At 46.5% G+C, this 20,986-nt stretch carries 16 protein-coding genes and 1 riboswitch; of the genes, 1 reads left to right on the forward strand and 15 read right to left on the reverse strand.

Going from position 1 to position 20,986, the window contains the following annotated elements:
• Window positions 1-158 precede the first annotated feature (158 nt).
• On the reverse strand, window positions 159-3,404 hold the full coding sequence (locus DRED_RS17955) for an S-layer homology domain-containing protein (RefSeq protein ID WP_011878665.1): 3,246 nt from the start codon (window positions 3,402-3,404) through the stop codon (window positions 159-161).
• 447 nt (window positions 3,405-3,851) lie between these two features.
• On the opposite strand from DRED_RS17955, the gene DRED_RS12555 reads away from it, so the two are divergent.
• Window positions 3,852-5,303, forward strand: a complete 1,452-nt coding sequence (locus DRED_RS12555; RefSeq protein WP_011878666.1) for a helix-turn-helix transcriptional regulator — start codon at window positions 3,852-3,854, stop codon at window positions 5,301-5,303.
• Window positions 5,304-5,348: 45 nt separating this feature from the next.
• On the opposite strand, the gene hisZ is transcribed toward DRED_RS12555, so the two are convergent.
• The 14 genes from hisZ to DRED_RS12625 all read right to left on the reverse strand — a co-directional run bounded on the left by hisZ (window position 5,349) and on the right by DRED_RS12625 (window position 20,607).
• Entirely contained in the window at window positions 5,349-6,554 is a 1,206-nt protein-coding gene (gene hisZ / locus DRED_RS12560) for an ATP phosphoribosyltransferase regulatory subunit (RefSeq protein WP_011878667.1), read from the reverse strand.
• Window positions 6,555-6,568: 14 nt separating this feature from the next.
• Window positions 6,569-6,895 (reverse strand): YerC/YecD family TrpR-related protein, encoded by a 327-nt coding sequence (locus DRED_RS12565; protein ID WP_011878668.1) that lies wholly within the window; start codon window positions 6,893-6,895, stop codon window positions 6,569-6,571.
• A 257-nt stretch (window positions 6,896-7,152) separates the two neighbouring features.
• A complete protein-coding gene (gene purD / locus DRED_RS12570; protein ID WP_011878669.1) occupies window positions 7,153-8,421 on the reverse strand; it encodes a phosphoribosylamine--glycine ligase in 1,269 nt (422 codons plus the stop codon).
• A 22-nt stretch (window positions 8,422-8,443) separates the two neighbouring features.
• Window positions 8,444-9,985 carry a bifunctional phosphoribosylaminoimidazolecarboxamide formyltransferase/IMP cyclohydrolase gene (gene purH / locus DRED_RS12575; protein ID WP_011878670.1) on the reverse strand — a complete coding sequence of 514 codons (1,542 nt, stop codon included), beginning with the start codon at window positions 9,983-9,985 and terminating at the stop codon, window positions 8,444-8,446.
• 60 nt (window positions 9,986-10,045) lie between these two features.
• Window positions 10,046-10,657, reverse strand: coding sequence for a phosphoribosylglycinamide formyltransferase (gene purN / locus DRED_RS12580; protein ID WP_011878671.1), 612 nt, complete (start codon window positions 10,655-10,657; stop codon window positions 10,046-10,048).
• A gap of 24 nt (window positions 10,658-10,681) precedes the next feature.
• Window positions 10,682-11,734, reverse strand: a complete 1,053-nt coding sequence (gene purM, locus DRED_RS12585; protein WP_011878672.1) for a phosphoribosylformylglycinamidine cyclo-ligase — start codon at window positions 11,732-11,734, stop codon at window positions 10,682-10,684.
• Window positions 11,735-11,746: 12 nt separating this feature from the next.
• Window positions 11,747-13,171, reverse strand: coding sequence for an amidophosphoribosyltransferase (gene purF / locus DRED_RS12590; RefSeq protein ID WP_011878673.1), 1,425 nt, complete (start codon window positions 13,169-13,171; stop codon window positions 11,747-11,749).
• Window positions 13,156-15,381 carry a phosphoribosylformylglycinamidine synthase subunit PurL gene (gene purL, locus DRED_RS12595; protein ID WP_011878674.1) on the reverse strand — a complete coding sequence of 742 codons (2,226 nt, stop codon included), beginning with the start codon at window positions 15,379-15,381 and terminating at the stop codon, window positions 13,156-13,158. Before purL ends, purF begins: the two co-directional genes overlap by 16 nt.
• A complete protein-coding gene (gene purQ / locus DRED_RS12600) occupies window positions 15,381-16,082 on the reverse strand; it encodes a phosphoribosylformylglycinamidine synthase subunit PurQ (RefSeq protein ID WP_011878675.1) in 702 nt (233 codons plus the stop codon). Before purQ ends, purL begins: the two co-directional genes overlap by 1 nt.
• A gap of 3 nt (window positions 16,083-16,085) precedes the next feature.
• Window positions 16,086-16,334, reverse strand: a complete 249-nt coding sequence (gene purS, locus DRED_RS12605; RefSeq protein ID WP_011878676.1) for a phosphoribosylformylglycinamidine synthase subunit PurS — start codon at window positions 16,332-16,334, stop codon at window positions 16,086-16,088.
• Window positions 16,335-16,498: 164 nt separating this feature from the next.
• Entirely contained in the window at window positions 16,499-17,209 is a 711-nt protein-coding gene (purC, locus tag DRED_RS12610) for a phosphoribosylaminoimidazolesuccinocarboxamide synthase (protein ID WP_011878677.1), read from the reverse strand.
• A 163-nt stretch (window positions 17,210-17,372) separates the two neighbouring features.
• Window positions 17,373-18,665 carry an adenylosuccinate lyase gene (gene purB, locus DRED_RS12615; RefSeq protein ID WP_011878678.1) on the reverse strand — a complete coding sequence of 431 codons (1,293 nt, stop codon included), beginning with the start codon at window positions 18,663-18,665 and terminating at the stop codon, window positions 17,373-17,375.
• Between the two features lie 30 nt (window positions 18,666-18,695).
• A complete protein-coding gene (gene purE / locus DRED_RS12620) occupies window positions 18,696-19,211 on the reverse strand; it encodes a 5-(carboxyamino)imidazole ribonucleotide mutase (RefSeq protein ID WP_011878679.1) in 516 nt (171 codons plus the stop codon).
• Window positions 19,212-19,233: 22 nt separating this feature from the next.
• Window positions 19,234-20,607, reverse strand: a complete 1,374-nt coding sequence (locus tag DRED_RS12625; RefSeq protein WP_011878680.1) for an NCS2 family permease — start codon at window positions 20,605-20,607, stop codon at window positions 19,234-19,236.
• 247 nt (window positions 20,608-20,854) lie between these two features.
• Window positions 20,855-20,954, reverse strand: a riboswitch (purine riboswitch).
• Window positions 20,955-20,986 lie beyond the last annotated feature (32 nt).

Raw genomic sequence — 20,986 nt, forward strand, 5'->3', positions numbered from 1 at the left:
AAATGCATGTAGTAAAGGTGTCAAGTAAAATTTTTAATACCCTTTGGTGGTAATAATAAATTGCACATGTATTTCTAGTATTCCTTTAATTTAATGAATTAATGCTAGATAAAGAAGAAACCCCCCAGCATTTCTGCCGAAGGGTCTCCTCTGTGGATCTAGTCTACCAAGGGAATAGAATCAGTAAGTTCATCGGTAATAGAATTAGTGAGTTCATCAGTAACAGGATCAGTAAGTTCATCGGTGACAGGATTAGTAAGTTCATCGGCAACAGGATCAGTTATTGGCACATCTGTTATTGTATTTATTTCCTCCACGCTTAGGTTATTGGGAATAGTTTCAACATCGGTATTTTCCAAGGTTACTAACATATTTGCATTGGTATCTTCTAAAGGAAAAGAACAATCAAGACTTGTGGTAACATACCCTGTTTTACTAAAAGTTAGTTTATATTCCCCTGCCATTGGTCTATAATCATCACTGGGGTAGATAACATAGTGTCCCTCATTTTCTTCATTATTCATTTCGTTATGAAAGACCCTTTGTAAAGGAATATTTACACCATCTTTTTCCAAAGAGAAATTAAACACGAGACTGGAATCCTCGTCTAGATCGCCAGCAACAAGATCTGTTATTGGAGCACCTGTTGCTGCATCTTTTACCCTCACACCTAGATGATATGGAACAGACATCTCGGTACTCTCTAAGGTAACTGCTATATCTGCAGCGGGATCCGCTGGTGCTCCAAGAGTAATTCTCACACCTTCCATCATGTGACCCTGGTGTCCGCCTTGTACCGACACAAGTCTCCAAAAATCTGAAGTGTTGTGAAGATACAGTTCAGACACACCCTGGGGAATAGCTGCAGCAATATCAAACATTGCAGTATTATCCCGGGGGGTAATGGAGTTGATGGGGACAATTATTTCATTATTACCAGCATAATAGGAAAGCTTTACTTCTTCAGGTGTAAGTCCTGCTAGGCTTTTATCAAGATTAAGTGTGAATCCGTCGTTGGTAACATTATTTACATAGGCTTTATTGGTAATGACTGGTGACCAATGAGACAATATTTGGATAAAACCACCCACATTGACACCATCGCCAGTGGCACGGCAGAGCAGAAGGTAGCCTGCATCGGCTTCGCTGGTTGTATAGGTTAGCTCTGTTGCTCCTTCTATGGCCGTCATAGTAAAGGTAGCTGGATTTACCCTATACCACTGGTAAGTTAGATATTGACTAAGATCAGTGTTATCATGCTCCGGCAGTTTTTTTACATCAAATGATGCTTGCTTGCCACTGCCAACAAAGGGGCTCATGACACCAGTAATCCACATACTTTCATCCAGTCCCCAGCCTGAAAAGGTTGTAGCAACAGCAACTAGAGGGGCCTCCACCTCGTTGGAGGTATAGCCATCCCTGTCGCCACCATTAACCAACAGACGGTACTTATAACTTCCGGCCGGGCTGCTGAGGCTGAAATTATCCTGTGCATTATTTGAGGTCGTAAGATCCACATCGTAATGCTGATAATTCCTCCATGTGGAGCCATCATCAGAATACTGCAAAGTATAGCTAGTGGCACCATATTCTGAGGGTGGGTCAAATTTAAGGTCTACTACAGCATAATTACCCAATTCTCCTCCATTATAGATAAAGCCCTCATTTACCCTATGGGTTCTATCTACATATAGTCCACCAATTTTTCCTGGTTCACTGCTAAAGGGTGTAAAGTCAGGTAGTGTTCCTCCCTCTCCTGGTGTAAAGGGAGCCGGTTCAACGGGAACTTCTGTTATAAAATTAGCCACCAGGGTTTTGGCTGCTGAACCCATGGTGAATGAGTAGGAAGCATTAGTACTAACCTGTATACCATTCTCTTTCCAGTCAATAAATTTGTAGCCAGGGTTTGCTATGGCGGTTACTGTTACTGCCACCCCTTGAGTATAGCTACCGCCACCACTTACTGTGCCTCCTGCTTCGGGATTAGTCAATACTGCTACTTCATATTTTGTGGTAGTACTGCTGCCACCACTTCCACCGCCGCCACCGCCGGTGGATGAAGTTCCTCCAGAAACAGTCTGACCTCCAATACTGGAAGTTACACCGTTAGCAACCTCTCGCTTTGTGGGTGTCTGGGCAATACTCACATTAGCTGCGTTTACTTTGGCCGTTTCAATTTTACCCTCTCCAGTAACCTTGGCCGCTGCATTAGCCGTTAAAGTGTTTACCGTTGCATCTTTGGCAACATTAACAATGGCACCAATAGCCTCCTTGGCCACTTCTAAGGTTTCGATTTGACCAGCTGTAACTTCCACCTCTACTTCTTTGGTTGCCACTATAACAGCAGCAAAATTACCTGTTAAATTGACCTTAGCAGATGCAGGGATAATTTCCGATAGGGTTACGGCTTCAAAGCCGGGGCCCGTTGTGGTAGTTTCAACCAGGGTGGCACCGGACTCCAGCCGCACAACCTTAACTGTTGTATTACCGGAGGCAACTACCCTTACACCTTCTTTGGATACTGTTATATTGGGCAATGAGCAATCCTCCAAGGTAACGCTGTTTGCTCCACCACCCTTAATAATTGTTTTACCACTTACCTTTACGTTCTTAAGCTTGACATCACCGTTTCCGACTCCCTCAGCTAATAACAAATCTCCGCTAATGGTAGTGTTTTGCAAAGTTACATCTGCCACACTAATTGTAACATTACCGTTAATGGTTTCTCTACCTGTGGCAGGTCCATAGGTGCCTGGTTTAGCATAGAATACGGTTTTCTCTGCAGCAGTGGCTTGCTGACCTTTGACCCGATCCAATGAAACTATGGCTTCAGCCCGTGTAATAGGCTTTGTTGGTTTAAAAGTTTGGTCTGAGTAGCCACCCATGTAACCCTTTGAAGATACTGCACCTATGGCAGCCTTACTCCATTGGGGCATATCCTTTGCATCCTTAAAGTTGTTTATATTAAAACCTGAACCAGCATCTAGTTTTAAGAGCCTAGATATTATTGAGGCAACTTCTTGTCTAGTTATCTGATTATTCGGCTTCATTGTTCCATCCTGGTAGCCGCTGATATACCCCGCGGCGATGGCTTTACCTATTTCACCAGCGAACCAATCATTTGCTTTAACATCTGAAAAATTAAATTCTATTATTTCTGTAAAACCAAAGGACCTGTTTACTAGTGCTACAAATTCCGCCCTTGTAATATTGTTGTCTGGCTTAAATTGGCCGTCCTCATATCCTTTGGCCAAACCACTTTGCACCCACCCGCTTAATTGATTTTCAGCCCAGTGTCCTTTAATGTCGGAGTCTTGGGCTAACACAGCCATGGGCATTAAAGTTAACAACAACAAAATTATCAGTAACTGGATAAATAACTTATTTTTTATTTTCTCAACCATCACACATTACCTCCCTTTTTAAAATCCAACCATTTTGATGACTTGTTTATTCAACCCACCTTTCTTAAATAATTAAAATATAAAGCCATATTTCCATAAACCTAATTAGACAAAAAAGTTGCCACCAAAGACAAAACCCCGGGCAAGGAAATAAATTGGAAAACATAAGAAGCTGTTAGAAAGCAAAAAGAAATAGCTAAACTTATTTAGCCATAAGAAACAAATTTATCGTGCAATTATTATTACTGTAAAAGGATTACTTAAACTACTACCCATTAAGATTGTTTTATGGATATTCTTACCCTGAATGATATCCTACCCCTAAACCTACCCCTAACTTATATCATGTAGTCAAACAGAAACCACCCTTTGGGTGGTTCAAAATTTTTAAAAAATTTAGGTTTTAGGGGTAGGAAAAAAAACAAAAAAAAAGAATGTATTTTTATTATGATTAGAAATAAATTAAAATCAATTTTATATATGCCGCAATGGGTAGCCCACTCCGCCTCCCTAATCTTGATATTTGGCTGGATCTTAATTTATCCAATGCACGGTTTTTTGTTGCATTATCTGTTTGGATCCAATGCTTACCTTTTAGGCCATGTTTTTACTGCAAGTCATGGTCTGGGACTGGTAGCATTAGGACTACTACCCATTTATGTACTTCGAAACACCTTATTAGTAAAATTGGCCGGCTTTGCCATTTTCATTTTTACATTTATTTGGACCATATTGCCAGTAAATAGTTACATCCAGTATAGTATATGTACTTTACTTGGTTTTATCTCCGCCTACCTAGTACTGATCTGGGCCTGTGGCTTCCATTTTAATAAATATCCAGAGCTTACAGTAGGTTTTGCAATGGCATTTACTAACATAATACTTGGCCTAGTGGTATTCGAGTATACCCAACCAGAAACATTGCCTAAAGTTATCACCTCTTTAACCGGACTGGGCCCCCTGTTTGGAGCTTTTTATCTAGCCCGCCCAAAACCAATAGCAGAACCTCAGCTAATCTTGGAAGAACCAGGAAAAAACAAAACCATCATGTACACATTTCTAGGCATAGCAATATTGTCTTCTTTCGCCTACTTTTCTGGGGGGTTGTGGTATAGGGCGGTGCTACCCCTGTTCTATTTAAAAATGCCTGAACTAATTGGTATTGAATCCTTCGTATACGCATTATCCGTTCTTATCCTGGCATTTTTCTCCAACAAATACTCCTTCTACTGGGTAGGAACCATCGGCCTAAGTATGCTAGGGGTTGGCCTGGCTACTTCAATATCGGGATTAGAAAGTTCCATCGAGGTTACAATAACTCTTTCCTTTTTGGCCATTGGATTTGGAGCCATAGACTTGTTTTACTGGCTTATACTGCGTAAATTGTCTACTTTTCTAGGATACCAGAAGGCCTTCGGTCTGGGCTTGGGTTTATCCCTGTTTTTTATCACAGCCCCTGGCATAGCCATAGATACTGGTATTCTTAAAAACCCGCTTTTAAACCCAGTCCTGTCTATAATAGGAGCCTGTCTGTTATTTTTGATTAACCCCCTGCTGGTATATTTGCTTCGCTCATTGTCATTGTTTTCAGCCAGTGAAAAAATACTTGCCACTCTCACAGATAAGCTGACCGCTACCAGGGATGATCAGATACCCACTGCAAAATTGCCGGAATATTTTATCAGATTAACCAAGGCTGAGAAAAAAGTGTACGATCTTATCTGCAAAGGTCATACCGACGTGGAAATCGCAAGTTCTCTATTTATATCCCGTCATACCGTAAAGTTTCATGCTAGAAATATTTTTAAAAAAGCTGGTGTCTCTAACCGAAAGGAACTACTGGCTAACCTGTCTGGAAACAGAGATGAAGATAAAAGATACCCCTCTGGAAAGTGCTAAAACATTAGCTTTCCGAAGGGGTATCTTTTATCAAAAATAAACAGATTATAGGCTTAACTCCTCACTTTTGCCTTCTTTATCAAAATAGATCACCCTAGAAGCTCCCAGGCTTCTGGCCTCGGCCTTGGCCTTTGCCGGTGGATATTCGAACATGGCAGTAACCACCTTTAGTCCCTGGTATCTTAATTCCTTTACACATTGGAGGGCATTAGCCAGACTATTATCCTCCCAAGCCACCAGTACATCCGGTACTGGTTCCCTTGGGGGACCCTGTAGACGCTCCAGTGCCACCAAAACCCGTTCTAGATTAACCGCAAAGCCCGTGGCAGGCATGGGTAAACCAAATTTTGCCAAAAGTTGATTGTAGCGACCTCCACCACAAATGGGAAAGCCCATGGCTACGGTATAACCTTCAAATACCAGACCAGTATAATAATCCAGTCCCCTTAACAAACCTAAATCCAGGGTTATATGCCTTTCCACGCCATAACAGGTTAATCCCCAGTACAGTTGACGAAGATTATCAATGGCATCAGCAGCTGGCCCTGGTTGGGCCAACCCAAATGCCCGGTCTAATATTTCCGGCCCGCCACGCAATTCAATAAGATCCAGTGTCCGGCGAGCTTCCTCCGGTGTGGCCGCGTGGGAGCCAAGAATTTCTTCCACCTTAACAAAATCTTTATTTCCCAGGGCTTCTTTCAGTTCCTGGGCTACTTCCTTGGGCAGACCCAGTTGCTTTACTAAGCCATGAAATATGCCTACATTACCAATGCTAATTTGAAAATCGGCTAATCCGGTCTGCATTAAATATTCAGCCACCATTGCCACCACTTCAGCATCAGCTTCAGGCGACGAAGGGCCCATTAATTCCACCCCTGCCTGATAAAACTCCCTTTGGCGACCTACCTGGGGCTGTTCATAATTGAAAACATTGGCCAAGTAAAAAAGTCTTAGGGGTGGTGTGATCCCTTTCATACGGGTGGCCACCAAACGAGCCATTGGACGTGTCATATCCGGGCGTAGAGCCATTAAATGGCCCTGCCGGTCCAGGAACTTAAAAAACTTTTCTTCCTGTAGTTCCTCAGAGGCCAGATTTTCCATGTATTCAAAGGTGGGGGTTACAACTTCTTTATACCCCCAGGTCTCCACCAGTTTGGTGAATTTTTCTTTTAGCCCACGCATTAAATGAGCTTCTGCGGGCAGTACATCCCTGACACCGGGAGCCAGCCGACCAAATCTGCTTGATGTCATAAATTCACCTCTTTTTATTCTTCTGTTTTTTGTTCTTTTAATGGAGTTGGATCAGCTAAACGATTTAAAACTAGCTTATAACCATCCGCCCCATAGTTTAGGCAGCGTTTCACCCGGCTGATGGTGGCGGTGCTGGCACCGGTTTTGGTGGCAATCTCACCATAGGTTCGATTTGCCTCCAACATTTTGGCTACCTCCAAACGCTGGGCCAAGGAGCGCAGCTCGGAAACGGTACATATATCTTCAAAAAAGTGATAGCAGTCATCAATACTTTTCAAGGATAAAATAGCTTCGAAAAGACGGTCATTGAGTTTGTCTTTTAATTTACCCTGATATGCCAAGGAAATCCCTCCCGTGCTATCTAATTATTATGACCAGGATGAGTCTTTTCCATTTGTTCCCTTTACCCTTTTCGACGCTAAAACATTAAAGTCCTTTAATATTTTATTATTTTAACGAGAGAAATTATTCTTGTTTTATTAGAAAATAAAAAAGGAGCGTCCGTCCTGGACGCGCCCCCCAATTTCTCTCTGGTGCTCCGGTAAGTTGTTTGGCAGGTGTTAACGTGACACTTAACACAATTTCCTATGCTCTAGACCTACTCCCTGTTTAAAGCCCTCTGTCCAATATCCGATCTGTAGTGGGCTCCAGCAAAATGGATAGCCTTAACTCCTTGATAGGCCAGTTCGACGGCCTTGGAGATGTCTCGGCCAGTGGCGGTTACACCCAGAACTCTGCCGCCGGACACAACAACCTCGCCTTGCCGCAGGGTGGTACCGGCGTGGAATACTTCTACGCCTGCTGGGACCTGATCGAAGCCAGTTATTGCCATATCCTTTTCGTACTCTCCGGGGTAGCCCTTGGCTGCCATAACCACACAAACAGCCGCTTCATCCTTCCACATCACCGATTGTTGGGCCAACCTGTCTTCCATGATGGCTTCCATAATATCCACTAGGTCTGTCTCCAGCAGGCTTAATACCGGCTGGGTTTCCGGATCACCGAAGCGGGCATTAAATTCTAGCACCTTCGGCCCCTCGGGTGTTACCATGAGCCCTGCATAGAGCACACCCCGGTAGGTCCGACCTTCCGAAGCCAAGGCCTTCACCGTCGGGTATAAAATATCCCGCTCCACTAGCTTGGCCAGTTCCGACGTATAAACTGGTGCCGGAGCATAGGCACCCATGCCCCCGGTGTTGGGGCCAGTATCCTGATCCCCCACTCTCTTATGGTCCTGGGAAGCTACCATCGGTACAATGGTTTCTCCATCCACAAAGGCTAGAATGCTTACTTCTTCACCCTGTAAAAACTCTTCTATCACCACACGATCCCCAGCCTTGCCAAAGGCCCTTTCTGCCATGATGATATCCACCGCTGCCAGAGCTGTTTCATCATCCATTGCTACGATAACACCCTTACCCGCAGCTAAGCCATCGGCCTTAATGACACAGGGTGCACCATATTTCTTTACATACTCCCTTGCTTCCTCAGCATCTTCAAAGGTTGCATAACGGGCAGTGGGGATGTTGTATTTAGCCATAATATCTTTAGCCAGGGCTTTACTGCCTTCTATTTCCGCAGCAGCCTTGGAGGGACCAAAAATTTTAAGACCTTCCTGCTGGAACAGATCCACAATACCATTGGTCAAAGGGATTTCCGGCCCCACCACTGTCAGGTCAATCTGTTCTTTTTTAGCGAAATTCAGCAATCCCTGGGTATCCTCTGCACGAACATTGATGCAGGCAGCAATCTGGCTGATACCCGCATTACCTGGGGCGCAGTATATTTGCTTCACGCGGGGGCTTTGTCTGAGCTTCCAGACCAAGGCGTGTTCCCGCCCGCCACCGCCAACCACTAAAATTTTCATTTAAAGACCACTCCTGCTTCTTCTAGTGCTTAAAATGCCGCATGCCGGTAAAGACCATGGCAATGCCGTGCTCGTTACAAGCTTGAATGGATTCTTCATCCCGAATGGAACCGCCGGGTTGAATAACGGCTTTCACCCCGGCTTTGGCCGCTTCATCTATGGTGTCCCGGAAGGGGAAGAAGGCATCACTGGCCATGACAGCCCCCCGGGCCCCTTCGCCGGCCTGTTCAAAGGCAATGCGGGCGGAGCCAACCCGATTCATCTGGCCTGCCCCAACACCAATAATCTGTCCATCCTTAGAAAGAACAATGGCGTTGGACTTCACATGCTTAACCACCGTCATGGCAAAGATTAATTCCTTTAATTCTTGCGGCGAGGGTTGGCGTTCGGTTACAACCTTCACCTCATCCATGTTCAACACCCGCCGATCTGCCTGCTGGACCAAAAGTCCCCCGTTCACCTTCCGGACCTCTAACACATCATTGGTTTGCTCCGTTAGTTCCCCGGTTTTCAGTAACCTAAGATTGGCTTTCTTGGTCAAAATGTCCAAAGCTTCGGTAGTAAAGTCCGGTGCGATAACCGCTTCCAAAAAGATCTTAGCCATTTCAGCGGCCGTATCTCCATCAAGGGTCCGGTTCACCGCCACAATACCCCCGTAGGCAGAAACAGTGTCCGCTGCAAAGGCCTTACGGTAAGCCGCTGGCAAATCCTCTGCAGTGGCGGTACCACAGGGATTATTATGTTTAATGATAACTGCACTGGGTTCACTAAATTCTCGAACCAGTTCCAGGGCGCTGTTGGCATCCAGGATATTATTATAGGAAAGTTCTTTCCCATGAATTTGAACGGCATTGGCAATACAGGGTCCAGTAATGCCGGGATCTTTGTAAAAGGCAGCCCTCTGGTGCGGGTTTTCCCCATAGCGCAAGTCCTGGACCTTGACTAAAGAAAAGTTAAACTCAGGACGAAATGCCTCTGCTTGGCTTACGCTGCCCAGATAATTGGCAATGGCTGTATCATAACTGGCCGTGTGGGCAAAGGCTTCCCTGGCCAACTCCAAACGCTGATCTCCTGTAAGTTCTCCCTTTTCCCCTAAGGCTTCCAGAACCTGACCGTAACGCTGGGGATTGACCACAACCCCCACATAGGCATGGTTCTTAGCCGCGGACCGTACCATAGTGGGCCCACCAATATCAATATTTTCTATGGCATCTTCCAAGGTCACCTCAGGTTTGGCAATGGTTTCACGAAAAGGATAAAGGTTTACCACCACCAGGTCTATGGGTGTAATGTTATGTTCTTCAAGTTGGCTAAGATGTTCTTCGGTCCGCATGGCTAAAATACCACCATGAACATTGGGATGCAGGGTTTTAACCCGGCCATCCAAAATTTCCGGAAAACCGGTAACATCTGATATATAAATTACCGGTACACTGGCCTCCCGCAGGACTTTTGCGGTGCCGCCGGTGGAGATAATCTCCACTCCCAGTTTCGCCAACCCCCTGGCAAAATCCACCAGACCGGTTTTATCGGAAACACTAATTAAAGCGCGTTTGATTTTCATTTCCTTACCACGCCTTTCACTTAATGGGTTATGGGCAAACCATCATTACCGATCTGCCCTTCATTTCTTAATATATACTTTCCGCCCCACAACCTGCAGCCGTCCTTCAGCAAACAACTTAACTGCCTCTGGATAAATCCGGTGTTCCTGATTGAGAATCCGGGCTGACAGGCTTTCCTCTGTATCGTCATCCAGCACCGGAACCGCTGCTTGTAAAATAATAGGGCCGGTGTCCATCCCTTCATCCACAAAATGCACCGTGCAACCAGATATCTTAACCCCATACTGCAGGGCATCCCTCTGCCCATGTAAGCCGGTAAAGGATGGCAATAAAGCAGGATGAATGTTCATAATCCGATTAGGGAAAGCCCTTAACAGGGATTCCCCCACCAAGCGCATGTAGCCTGCCAGGCAAACCAGTTCCACACCAGCATCTTGCAAAAGCTTAACAACAGCCTGTTCGTATTCTCTCTTACCGGGAAAGGATCTAATCTCTAACCCAAAGGCCGTAATCCCTGCCTGCCGGGCCCTTTCCAGGGCATAGGCAGCAGGTTTATCGCTGATTACCACCACCACTTCCGCCGCAACTGTCCCCTCCTGGCAGCGATCCAGGATGGACTGCAAATTGGAACCCCGCCCCGAAGCCAATACCCCTATCCGTAATTTATTCATAAGATTTCTCCCTAAGGCTGATCTTTAACCCTGTATATATTCAACTTGTGAAGGACCACTTTCCACCTGTCCAATCAGATAGGCCTGTTCATGACGGCTGGCTAAATCCTGCAGCACCGCCGCTGACTCTGCTGCGGGTACAATCAATACCATGCCGATTCCCATATTAAAGGTACGCAGCATTTCCTCTTCTGCTACCTGGCCAATCTGTTGAATTAGCTGGCATACGGGCAATACCGGCCAAGCGGAACGGTTCAGTACCACCTTGACCCCTTCGGGCAACATACGGGGAATATTTTCAGTTAAGCCACCGCCGGTAATATGGGCCATTCCCTTGACAGTAAACTTTTCCAGCAGCGGTTGAACTGCCTTGACATAGATACGTGTGGGTTCCAGTAATTCTTCCCCAACAGAACGGCCCAGCTCTTTTACGGTATCGGTCATCCCGTAACCTGCTACCTCCAGCAGGGCCTTCCGGGCCAAGGAATAACCATTGCTATGGAGACCTGAAGAAGGAAGACCAATTACAGCATCCCCTGCTTCAATACCTCTACCATCAATTAACTGCGTACGCTCCACAACGCCTACGGCAAAGCCGGCAATGTCATATTCTTCTACTGCATAAAAACCCGGCATTTCTGCTGTTTCCCCGCCAATTAAGGCACAACCGGCCTGGCGGCAACCTTCGGCCACACCCTTTACAATCTCGGCCACCCTTTCGGGCACTAGCTTCCCCACAGCTAGATAATCCAGAAAAAACAGTGGTTCTGCCCCCTGAACCAAGATATCATTCACACACATGGCCACGGCATCAATGCCAATGGTGTGATGATTGTCGGTTAGTTGAGCCACACGTAATTTGGTGCCTACGCCATCGGTACCGGAAACCAATACCGGCTCCTTATATTTACCGGCATTGAGAGCAAAGAGTCCCCCAAAGCCTCCAATGTCCGTCAGAACCTCCGGTCGAAAGGTGCTACGTACTGCCTGCTTCATGAGACTGACAGCCTGGTTTCCTGCTTCGATATTGACCCCCGCCCCAGCATAGGTAAGGGGTTGTGATTTCTGCTCTGTCATGGACACACTCCCTTATTCCAGACTGAACTTACCGCCCTGCGTCTGTTTGGGCACTTCCACCGGGTAAATGCCGTTGAAACATGCGGTACAGAAGTTCTTTTCCTTGGGTGCAAAGATATCCAACAACCCCTCCAGGCTTAAATAGTGTAAGCCATCTGCCTCGATGCTCTGGCAGATTTCCTCTGGAGACTTTTGGGCTGCAATCAATTCTTGTTCGTTGGAAGTATCAATACCGTAATAGCAAGCCCGAAGAACTGGCGGTGAACTAATGACCATATGAACTTCCTTGGCTCCGGCCTCCCGCAGCATGGCTACAAGCTTTTGACTGGTGGTACCCCGCACTATGGAGTCATCCACCATCACCACACGTTTGCCCTGCAACACCTCACGAATGGGGTTTAACTTCATGCGCACTCCCAATTCCCGCATTTCTTGGGTAGGCTGAATAAAGGTCCGGCCAATATAGCGGTTTTTCATTAGCCCCTCTTCGAAGGGTATCCCCGACTCTTCGGCATAACCCCTAGCCGCTGCGGTACCTGAATCCGGTACTGGTATGACAATATCTGCATCCACCAAGTATTCCCGGGCCAATTGACGCCCCATCTCTCGGCGCACCTTATTCACGTTAAAGCCATCCATTGTGCTATCGGGCCGGGCAAAGTAAATATATTCAAAAATACAATGGGCCGGGCATTGTGCTGTCAGGCCGTGGGTTGTGGTTAATCCCCCACGATCAATACGAATAATTTCGCCGGGTTCTACATCTCGGACAAAGGTGGCCCCCACAGTGGTAAGGGCACAGGATTCCGAGGCTACCACATAGCCTTCGCCCAGACGACCCAAACAAAGGGGCCTGAGACCGTAGGGATCCCGTGCAGCATATAAAGTATCCTCGGTGATAATTAGCAATGCATAGGCCCCTTTAACATCAATCATGCATTTCATCAGAGCTTCTTCCACGCTGTTAGCATTATACCGGGCAATCAAGTTCACCAGCACCTCACTGTCAGTGGTGGATTGAAAGACCGAACCAGTGGAGGCCAATTGAGCTCGCAGGTCCGCCACATTGGTGAGGTTTCCATTATGCGCCAACCCCAACATCCCCTTGGCGTAACGAAACACCAGGGGCTGGGCGTTAAGGGGAGAACTGGCGCCAGTGGTGGAATAGCGTACATGTCCAATGGCAGCAAAGCCCGAGAATTTATCCAGACTATGCCCCGAAAAAACTTCCGGTACCAGCCCCATTCCCTTTTGAAGTTCAATCTGACTTCCATCGGCCACCGCAATACCGGCACTTTCCTGTCCCCTATGCTGCAGGGCGTGAAGCCCGTAGTAAGTTAAACGAGCCACATCCAACCCAGGAGCAAAAATGCCAAACACACCACATTCTTCCACTGGCTTATCGGACCAAAGGATCGTACCTATTTCATTAAACATTCAATCGCCCCCCGCCAGGTTTCTGCCAGCTTGGACACGGATAGATTTATCAAATTGCCGCCGCAACCGGTGCAACCAGGATTTACAACATTGATGACCAATGAATTGCCTCCCACGGTTCCCAACTGGCTGTAGGGTACTCCGGCATCCACCAGCTTTTTAACCAATTCCACACCTTTGCTGCGGTCGAGGGAGATCACAATGCGGGACTGGCTTTCCCCAAAAAGTAGAGCGTCCCCTCTGAATCTGCGTACCATTGTGATATCCGCTCCCAAACCGCCGGCAATGCAACACTCAGCCAAGGCCACAGCCAAGCCGCCTTCGGAACAGTCATGGGCAGATTTAATCAAACCGTTCTTTATTTCATTCAGTACAAACTGCTGAATTTTCTTTTCTAATGCCAGGTCCAGTACCGGTGCCTTACCCTTTTCCAATCCATGATGCACCTTTAGATATTCACTACCGCCTAGCTCTGGAAGGTTTTCACCAATCAAGAAAATGGCGTCTCCCTCTGTCTTAAAATCCTGGGTACATACCTTGTCCAAATCTTCCACCAAGCCCACCATACCAATGGTAGGGGTGGGATAAACGGCACTGCCCTTTGTTTCATTGTATAAACTTACGTTACCTCCAGTCACGGGAGTTTCCAGTACTCGGCAAGCCTCTCCCATTCCTTCGATGCAGCGCCAGAAGGTCCACATGACTTCCGGCTTTTCCGGATTACCAAAATTGAGGCAGTTAGTAATAGCCAGGGGTTTTGCCCCGGAACAAACTAAGTTGCGGGCTGCCTCAGCCACGGCAATGGCTGCGCCGGTTTTTGGGTCCAGATAGCAAAAGCGACCGTTGCAATCGGTGGTCATGGCAATGCCCTTTTTGGTCCCCTTGACCCGTAATACCGCGGCATCAGAGCCAGGCAGGACAACAGTATTGAGACCCACCATATGGTCATATTGTCGGTAGACGTATTCTTTGCTGGCAATGTTAGGGGTCGCCAGCAGCTTTAGCAGCACTTCATTATAGTCATCGGGCATATTAAGCTGCTCCAGCGGAAAATTATGAATGTCTTCTAAATAAGCAGGTACTTCGGTGGGCCGGTGATATAGCGGTGCTTCGTCTGTCAGGGCTTTGGCAGGCATCTCTGCCACCACCTGATCCCCTTCCTTCAGGCGCAGCAGTCCATCGTCTGTAACCTGCCCCACCACCACGCAGTCCAGGTCCCATTTTGCAAAGATATCTTTTACTTTATCCTCGGTACCCTTTTCAACCACCAGCAGCATCCGCTCCTGGGATTCCGACAGCATTAGCTCATAGGGGGTCATTCCCTCTTCCCGGCGGGGTACCAGGGCTAAATCCATCTCCAGTCCAGTACCAGCCCGGCTGGCCATTTCACAGGAAGAACTGGTTAATCCCGCAGCACCCATATCCTGAATACCTACCACATAACCGGTTTTAATAACCTCCAGACAAGCTTCTAAAAGAAGTTTTTCCATAAAAGGGTCCCCTACCTGCACAGCAGGACGCCTTTCTGCAGCTGCTTCAGACAATTCTTCCGAGGCAAAGGTGGCCCCATGTATACCATCACGGCCGGTTTTGGCACCAACCACCATGACCGGGTTACCAACTCCGGCGGCCAGACCTTTTTTAATATCCTTCTGGTCAATTAAGCCCACACACATGACATTTACCAGACAGTTTTCTTCATAGCTATCTGAGAAATATACTTCACCACCCACCGTAGGCACACCGATACAGTTGCCGTAGCCGCTGATACCAGATACTACACCATCAAAAAGGTAGCGTACCCGGGGGTTATCCAGTTCACCAAAACGCAGACTGTCTAACACGGCAATGGGCCTGGCACCCATGGTAAAGATATCCCGTAAAATTCCACCCACACCGGTGGCCGCACCTTGATAGGGCTCAATGGCTGAAGGGTGGTTATGACTTTCTATTTTAAAGACAACAGCTTGTCCATCGCCAATGTCAACAATACCAGCATTTTCGCCGGGTCCCTGCAGAATGGCCGGTCCCTCGGTGGGGAGCGTTTTCAAGGCTGGCCGGGAAGTTTTGTAACTGCAGTGTTCCGACCACATAACGGCAAATATACCAACTTCTACATAGTTAGGGTGGCGACCCAGAATCTCTACGATCCTTTCATACTCAGAGTCAGTCAGGCCCATCTCCCGCCAAACCTTTTCCTCCACTATCATTAGCCACACCTCCTCTGCCAGGTTTCCAGCAAGGATTTAAAAATCAGTTGTCCATCAATATTACCCAGTATTTCTTCGGCACAGCGTTCCGGGTGGGGCATCATGCCCAGCACATTGCCCTGCTCATTGCAAATACCAGCAATGTTGTTTACAGAACCATTGGGATTGACTCCCTGTGTAATTTCGCCATTGTAATCACAATAACGGAACACAACCTGATTATTTTCTTCTAAACGACGGACCGTGTCTGAATCCGCAAAATAATTTCCCTCACCATGGGCAATGGGAACCTTAATAACACTACCCCGGCTGGCCAATGAAGTAAAGGGAGAAATATCATTCTCCACCCTTAAATAGGTGTCATGACAAAGGAAAGATAAATTTTTATTTCGATGTAGGGCTCCGGGTAAAAGACCTGCTTCGGTCAAAACCTGAAATCCATTGCAAATTCCCAGCACCAGTCCACCCCTGCGGGCAAATTCAATAACCGGTGACATCACAGGGGAAAACCTTGCCACAGCGCCGCATCGCAAATAATCTCCATAGGAGAATCCCCCAGGCAGCACGATGCAGTCATAACCATCCACGCTGCCAGACTTGTGCCAAATGTAATCCACCGGCTGCCCGGTAACAGTTTTAATGGCATGCAGGCAATCGGCGTCACAATTGGAGCCAGGAAAAACCACCACTCCAAATTTCACGCTTTACACCTCCACCAGTTCAAATGTATAGTCTTCAATTACCGGATTAACCAGCAATTTATCACACATATCACGTACCTGTTTTTCTGCTTCAGCCCTGTCAGTGATTTCTATATCAACCACCATATAACGTCCAATACGTACTTCAGGAACATTGGAATAGCCCAGGGCACAAAGGGATTTACGCACTACATTTCCCTGGGGGTCCAATACACTTTTCCTAAGGGTAACGTAAATCTTTGCTTGAAACACGCTAAGCCCTCCTTATTTTCAGGCCACAGCCCATTTAAATTTTAAGAAAAACTATTGCTTTTTACTAAAAAACCTTTATTATATTATAGGGGAATTTTGTTATACTTCTAAATACGGTTGAATTAAAGCTCTTATGGAACTAATGTTTTAATTAATTAAATTTATTAGGCTTCTCCGGTTAAGCGGCGCAGTACTTCCTGGTAAGCTCCTTCCACGTTGCCCAAGTCCCGGCGGAAGCGATCTTTATCCAATTTTTCTCCGGTGGTTTTATCCCAGAAACGGCAGGTGTCCGGAGATATTTCATCACCCAGCAAAACTTGACCTTTATGAAGTCCGAATTCTAATTTGTAGTCAATGAGGTCAATGTTAACAGGGGCTAAGTATTCTCGCATAATGTCATTTACTTTCAGGGCAGTTTCTTTGATAAAAGCCATTTGCTCCGGGGTTGCCAGGTCCAAGGCTGCAATATGTGAGGCGTTAATTAAAGGGTCGCCCAAGTTGTCATCCTTATAATAATATTCAAGAACTGTTTTCGGCAGAATGGTTCCTTCCGGAAGTCCCACTCTTTTTGCCAGGGTGCCGGCCACAATATTACGGACCACAACTTCTACTTTGATAATATCCAGGGCCTTAACAATCATTTCACGGTCGTTTACCAGCTCAACAAAATGAGTAGTAATGCCTTTGCTCTCCATAAGTTTAAAAAAAACTGCTGAAACTTTGTTGTTAACGACACCTTTGTTATCAATGGTACCTTTCTTTTGCCCATTAAAGGCAGTGGCATCATCTTTATACTCAACCCAGTAAAAATCAGGATTATCGGTACGATAAACCTTTTTTGCTTTACCTTCATAAATCATTTCTAACTTTTCCATTATATCCTCCCCTTTTACATTTAACAGCTTGTTGATAACTTTTCGGTAGCATGCAAAATTCTACTTGTGACAGCTCCTTGCAGTAATTTCAACAAACCCTTTATCTATTTTTTAAAAAGGTAGCGTATTACCCCCGTTGCCGGGGATAATACGTTATTAATTTTTAAAGTCCAAACCGGGCATAAATATCGTCAATATGAGACAGGTGATAGCTATAATCAAAGAGTCCGGTTAACTCTTCTGAAGTGATATGAGACATAATGTCGGCGTCCGCTTTCAATAAATCAATAAACTTGGTACCAGTACGCCAGGCTTCCATAGCATTGCGTTGTACCATTTCGTAGGCCTGTTCCCTGGTTAAGCCTTTATCCACCAAGGCCAACAGCACCCGTTGGGAGAATACCAAACCCAGGGTTTTTTCCAGGTTTCGTTTCATATTTTCTGGGTACACCAACAGTTTTTCCATAATACCGGTAAAACGATAAAGCATAAAATCTAAAGCAGTGGTACTGTCAGGGATAATGACCCGTTCAGCGGAAGAATGGGAAATGTCTCTCTCGTGCCAGAGTGTTACATTATCCAAGGCTGCCATGGCATTGGCTTTCACCACCCGGGACAGGCCAGATACATTTTCTGCTGTGATGGGATTCCGCTTGTGGGGCATGGCTGAGGAACCCTTTTGGCCTTTATTGAAGTACTCCTCCGCTTCTAAAATATCTGTACGCTGCAAATTGCGAATCTCTGTGGCAAACTTGTCTAGGGAGGCGGCGATGACTGCCATTGTGCAGAGATAATCTGCATGGCGGTCCCGTTGTAGAATTTGGGTGGAAACCCGAGCTGGCTTCAGCCCCAGCCTATTACAAACATGGGCCTCAATCTTGGGATCAATATTGGCATAGGTTCCCACTGCACCGGAAATTGCTCCTACACTTACTGTCTTAATGGCGTCCTGTAGACGCTCCATGTTACGTTCGGTTTCAGCTACCCAAAGTAGCATCTTCAGACCAAAGGTCATGGGCTCCGCATGAATACCGTGAGTTCTGCCAATCATGATGGTATGTCTGTGTTCCTTGGCCTTTTCCAGCAGTACTTGGCGCAGGCGTTCTAGTTTTTTAAGGATTAGTTCCCCGGCTTCTTTCATGCGCACACACTGGGCCGTATCCACTACATCAGAGGATGTAAGACCCATGTGTATATATTTAGAATCTTCCCCTACGTTCTCAGCCACGCAGGTTAAGAAGGCAATCACATCGTGTCTGGTAACTTCTTCAATTTCCAGAATACGTTCCACAGAAAAGCTAGCCCGTGCCTTAATGTTCTCCAGAGCCTCCGCAGGAATTTGTCCCAATTCAACCATAGCTTCGCAGGCAGCTATTTCTACGTCCAGCCATTTTTGGAATTTGTTTGTGTCAGACCAGATGTGCTTCATTTCGGGCAAGGTATAACGTTCAATCATCGATAAGGTTCCTCCGTTTCGTCTATAAACCTATTTGTTATTCAGGTAACCCTCTACACCCAGCTCTTTTAGCTTGCTGTCCTTGGCTTCCACTTCCCTGGCTAGATCTTCTTTAAAGTCATGCAATTTTTTCCCCAGTGATGCATCGGCTAAGGCAATCATTTGGGCTGCTAAGATGGCTGCGTTTTTCGCCCCGTTAATGGCCACAGATGCCACTGGGATACCCGGAGGCATTTGGGCGATGGAGTAAAGGGCATCCACACCCTCCAAAGCACCGGATTTTACCGGCACCCCGATGACAGGTAAAATACTATGAGCTGCTATGACCCCTGGCAGGTGGGCTGCCAATCCAGCAGCGGCTATAATTACTTTAATTCCTCTGGCCTCCGCAGACCGGGCATACTCAGCAGTTTTTTCCGGTGCCCGGTGAGCTGAGGAAATGGTTACCTCATAAGAAATTTCAAGTGTATCCAATATTTTAACTGCATCTTTCATCAGCGGCAGATCCGAGTCACTGCCCAAGACAATACCGACCAAAGCAGTCATCAACAGCCCCTCCTTTTAGGGTTTACTCGCCACCCAGGAAGAGGTAGCGGGCAACAATAATAACAAACAGCAGATACATCATCCAATGAACTTCTTTGGCGCGACCGGATGCTACTTTTAAAGTGGTGTAGAAAACGATACCGGCAGCAATACCATTGGCAATGTTATAGGTAAAAGGCATTAAAGCAAATGTTAGGAAAGCCGGGAATCCTTCGGTAAAGTCATCGAAGTCAATTTCGCGGATGGCTGAGACCATCAGTAAGCCCACAATAATTAAGGCTGGGGCGGTGGCTGCATTAGGAATTAGTCCCGCCAGGGGAGCAATGACCAGAGCCAGCAAAAACATGGCGCCGGTGGTTACTGCGGTCAAACCGGTACGACCACCTTCTCCAACACCAGCAGCACTTTCCACGTAAGCGGTTACGGTACTGGTTCCCATAAAGGCGCCAAAGGAAACACCCAGGGCATCCACCAGCATGGCTTTACCAATTTTAGGGGATTGCCCATTTTCATCCAGTAGGCCTGCCTTACCAGCTGTGCCTACCAAAGTACCAAAGGTATCAAACAACTCCACAAAGGTGAAGGTAAATACAATGGTCCAGAGGCCCATTTCAAAGGCACCCATAATATCTAATTTGCCCACATATACCTGACTAAGGTCAGGTATAGCAAAGGGGGTAAAGTTTTCAGGAATTACTGTAACTCCCATAGGAATACCAATGATGGTGGTCAGTACGATACCAATTAACAGGGACCCCTTTACTCCCCTTGACATCAAAATTCCGGTAATGATCAGACCGATAATAGTTAAGACCATGGATGGGTTGTGGAAAGAACCAATAAAAGAATTCCATTCAAAGAACTTCAGAGTGGCTACTCCACCCTTTTGCAGGGCATCCATGGTAGGAGGAATGACCGGGCCCGCTTTCACTATGGCCACTTCAGAAAGTTTTAAGCCGATAATGGTGATAAATAAACCAATGCCTACGGTGATAGCTCGCTTCATGGAATTAGGAATAGCAACCATCAGGATTTGACGGATCTGGGTCACGGTTAATATAAGAAAAATAATACCAGAAATAAATACAGCACCCAGTGCTGTTTCCCAGGGCATCCCTTGTCCTTGGGCAGCAACTGCAGCAAAATAAGCATTAAGACCCATACCCGGGGCCAGTGCGATGGGAAAGTTGACAAATAAACCCATGGCTATGGTAACCACAGCACCTGCCATAGCAGTGGCGAAAAATACCGCGTTCTTATCCATCCCAGTACCAGCCAAGATATTGGGGTTCAAAAACAGAATATAGGCCATTGTCATGAACGTTGTCAGACCGGCTACCACTTCTGTTCTTACTGTGGTTTTATTCTCCTTGAGCTTGAATAACTGTTCCAGCACGTTGAATTTTCCTCCCTTAGATTGACAGTTCCAGTGGTATTGGCTTTGTTTCCTTAGGTATTATTTACTACGGGAAAATCTATCATGCAGAGGGGGCGGGTCCTAAGCATGGACCAAAGCAAAAAAACCCAGCACGATAGGTCTCCTCTAATAGAGTGAAACCTACCGCCTGGGCTTTTATCCCTATCGGTGTAGCGCGCTGACGCCTGTACCGCTCGGTCCGAACCAACCAAAGGTTGTGGAACCCTAGGTACACTTTCCCTCCCGTAGTCGGGCAATTACGGTTGCCCGGTAGAAACACTTGAGCCAATTCCCAAGCATATACGGAACATTAATTTGTACAAACTCATACTAGCAAGAGCTGACCCGTTTGTCAACG

This window comes from Desulforamulus reducens MI-1 (assembly GCF_000016165.1).
Classification (GTDB): Bacteria; Bacillota; Desulfotomaculia; order Desulfotomaculales; family Desulfotomaculaceae; genus Desulfotomaculum; species Desulfotomaculum reducens.

Coding starts and splice junctions, on each gene's coding strand:
- DRED_RS17955 (WP_011878665.1), bottom strand. CDS start 3,404: ATGGTTGAGAAAATAAAAAATAAGTTATTTATCCAGTTACTGATAATT.
- DRED_RS12555 (WP_011878666.1), top strand. CDS start 3,852: ATGATTAGAAATAAATTAAAATCAATTTTATATATGCCGCAATGGGTA.
- hisZ (WP_011878667.1), bottom strand. CDS start 6,554: ATGACATCAAGCAGATTTGGTCGGCTGGCTCCCGGTGTCAGGGATGTA.
- purD (WP_011878669.1), bottom strand. CDS start 8,421: ATGAAAATTTTAGTGGTTGGCGGTGGCGGGCGGGAACACGCCTTGGTC.
- purH (WP_011878670.1), bottom strand. CDS start 9,985: ATGAAAATCAAACGCGCTTTAATTAGTGTTTCCGATAAAACCGGTCTG.
- purN (WP_011878671.1), bottom strand. CDS start 10,657: ATGAATAAATTACGGATAGGGGTATTGGCTTCGGGGCGGGGTTCCAAT.
- purM (WP_011878672.1), bottom strand. CDS start 11,734: ATGACAGAGCAGAAATCACAACCCCTTACCTATGCTGGGGCGGGGGTC.
- purF (WP_011878673.1), bottom strand. CDS start 13,171: ATGTTTAATGAAATAGGTACGATCCTTTGGTCCGATAAGCCAGTGGAA.
- purL (WP_011878674.1), bottom strand. CDS start 15,381: ATGATAGTGGAGGAAAAGGTTTGGCGGGAGATGGGCCTGACTGACTCT.
- purC (WP_011878677.1), bottom strand. CDS start 17,209: ATGGAAAAGTTAGAAATGATTTATGAAGGTAAAGCAAAAAAGGTTTAT.
- purB (WP_011878678.1), bottom strand. CDS start 18,665: ATGATTGAACGTTATACCTTGCCCGAAATGAAGCACATCTGGTCTGAC.
- purE (WP_011878679.1), bottom strand. CDS start 19,211: ATGACTGCTTTGGTCGGTATTGTCTTGGGCAGTGACTCGGATCTGCCG.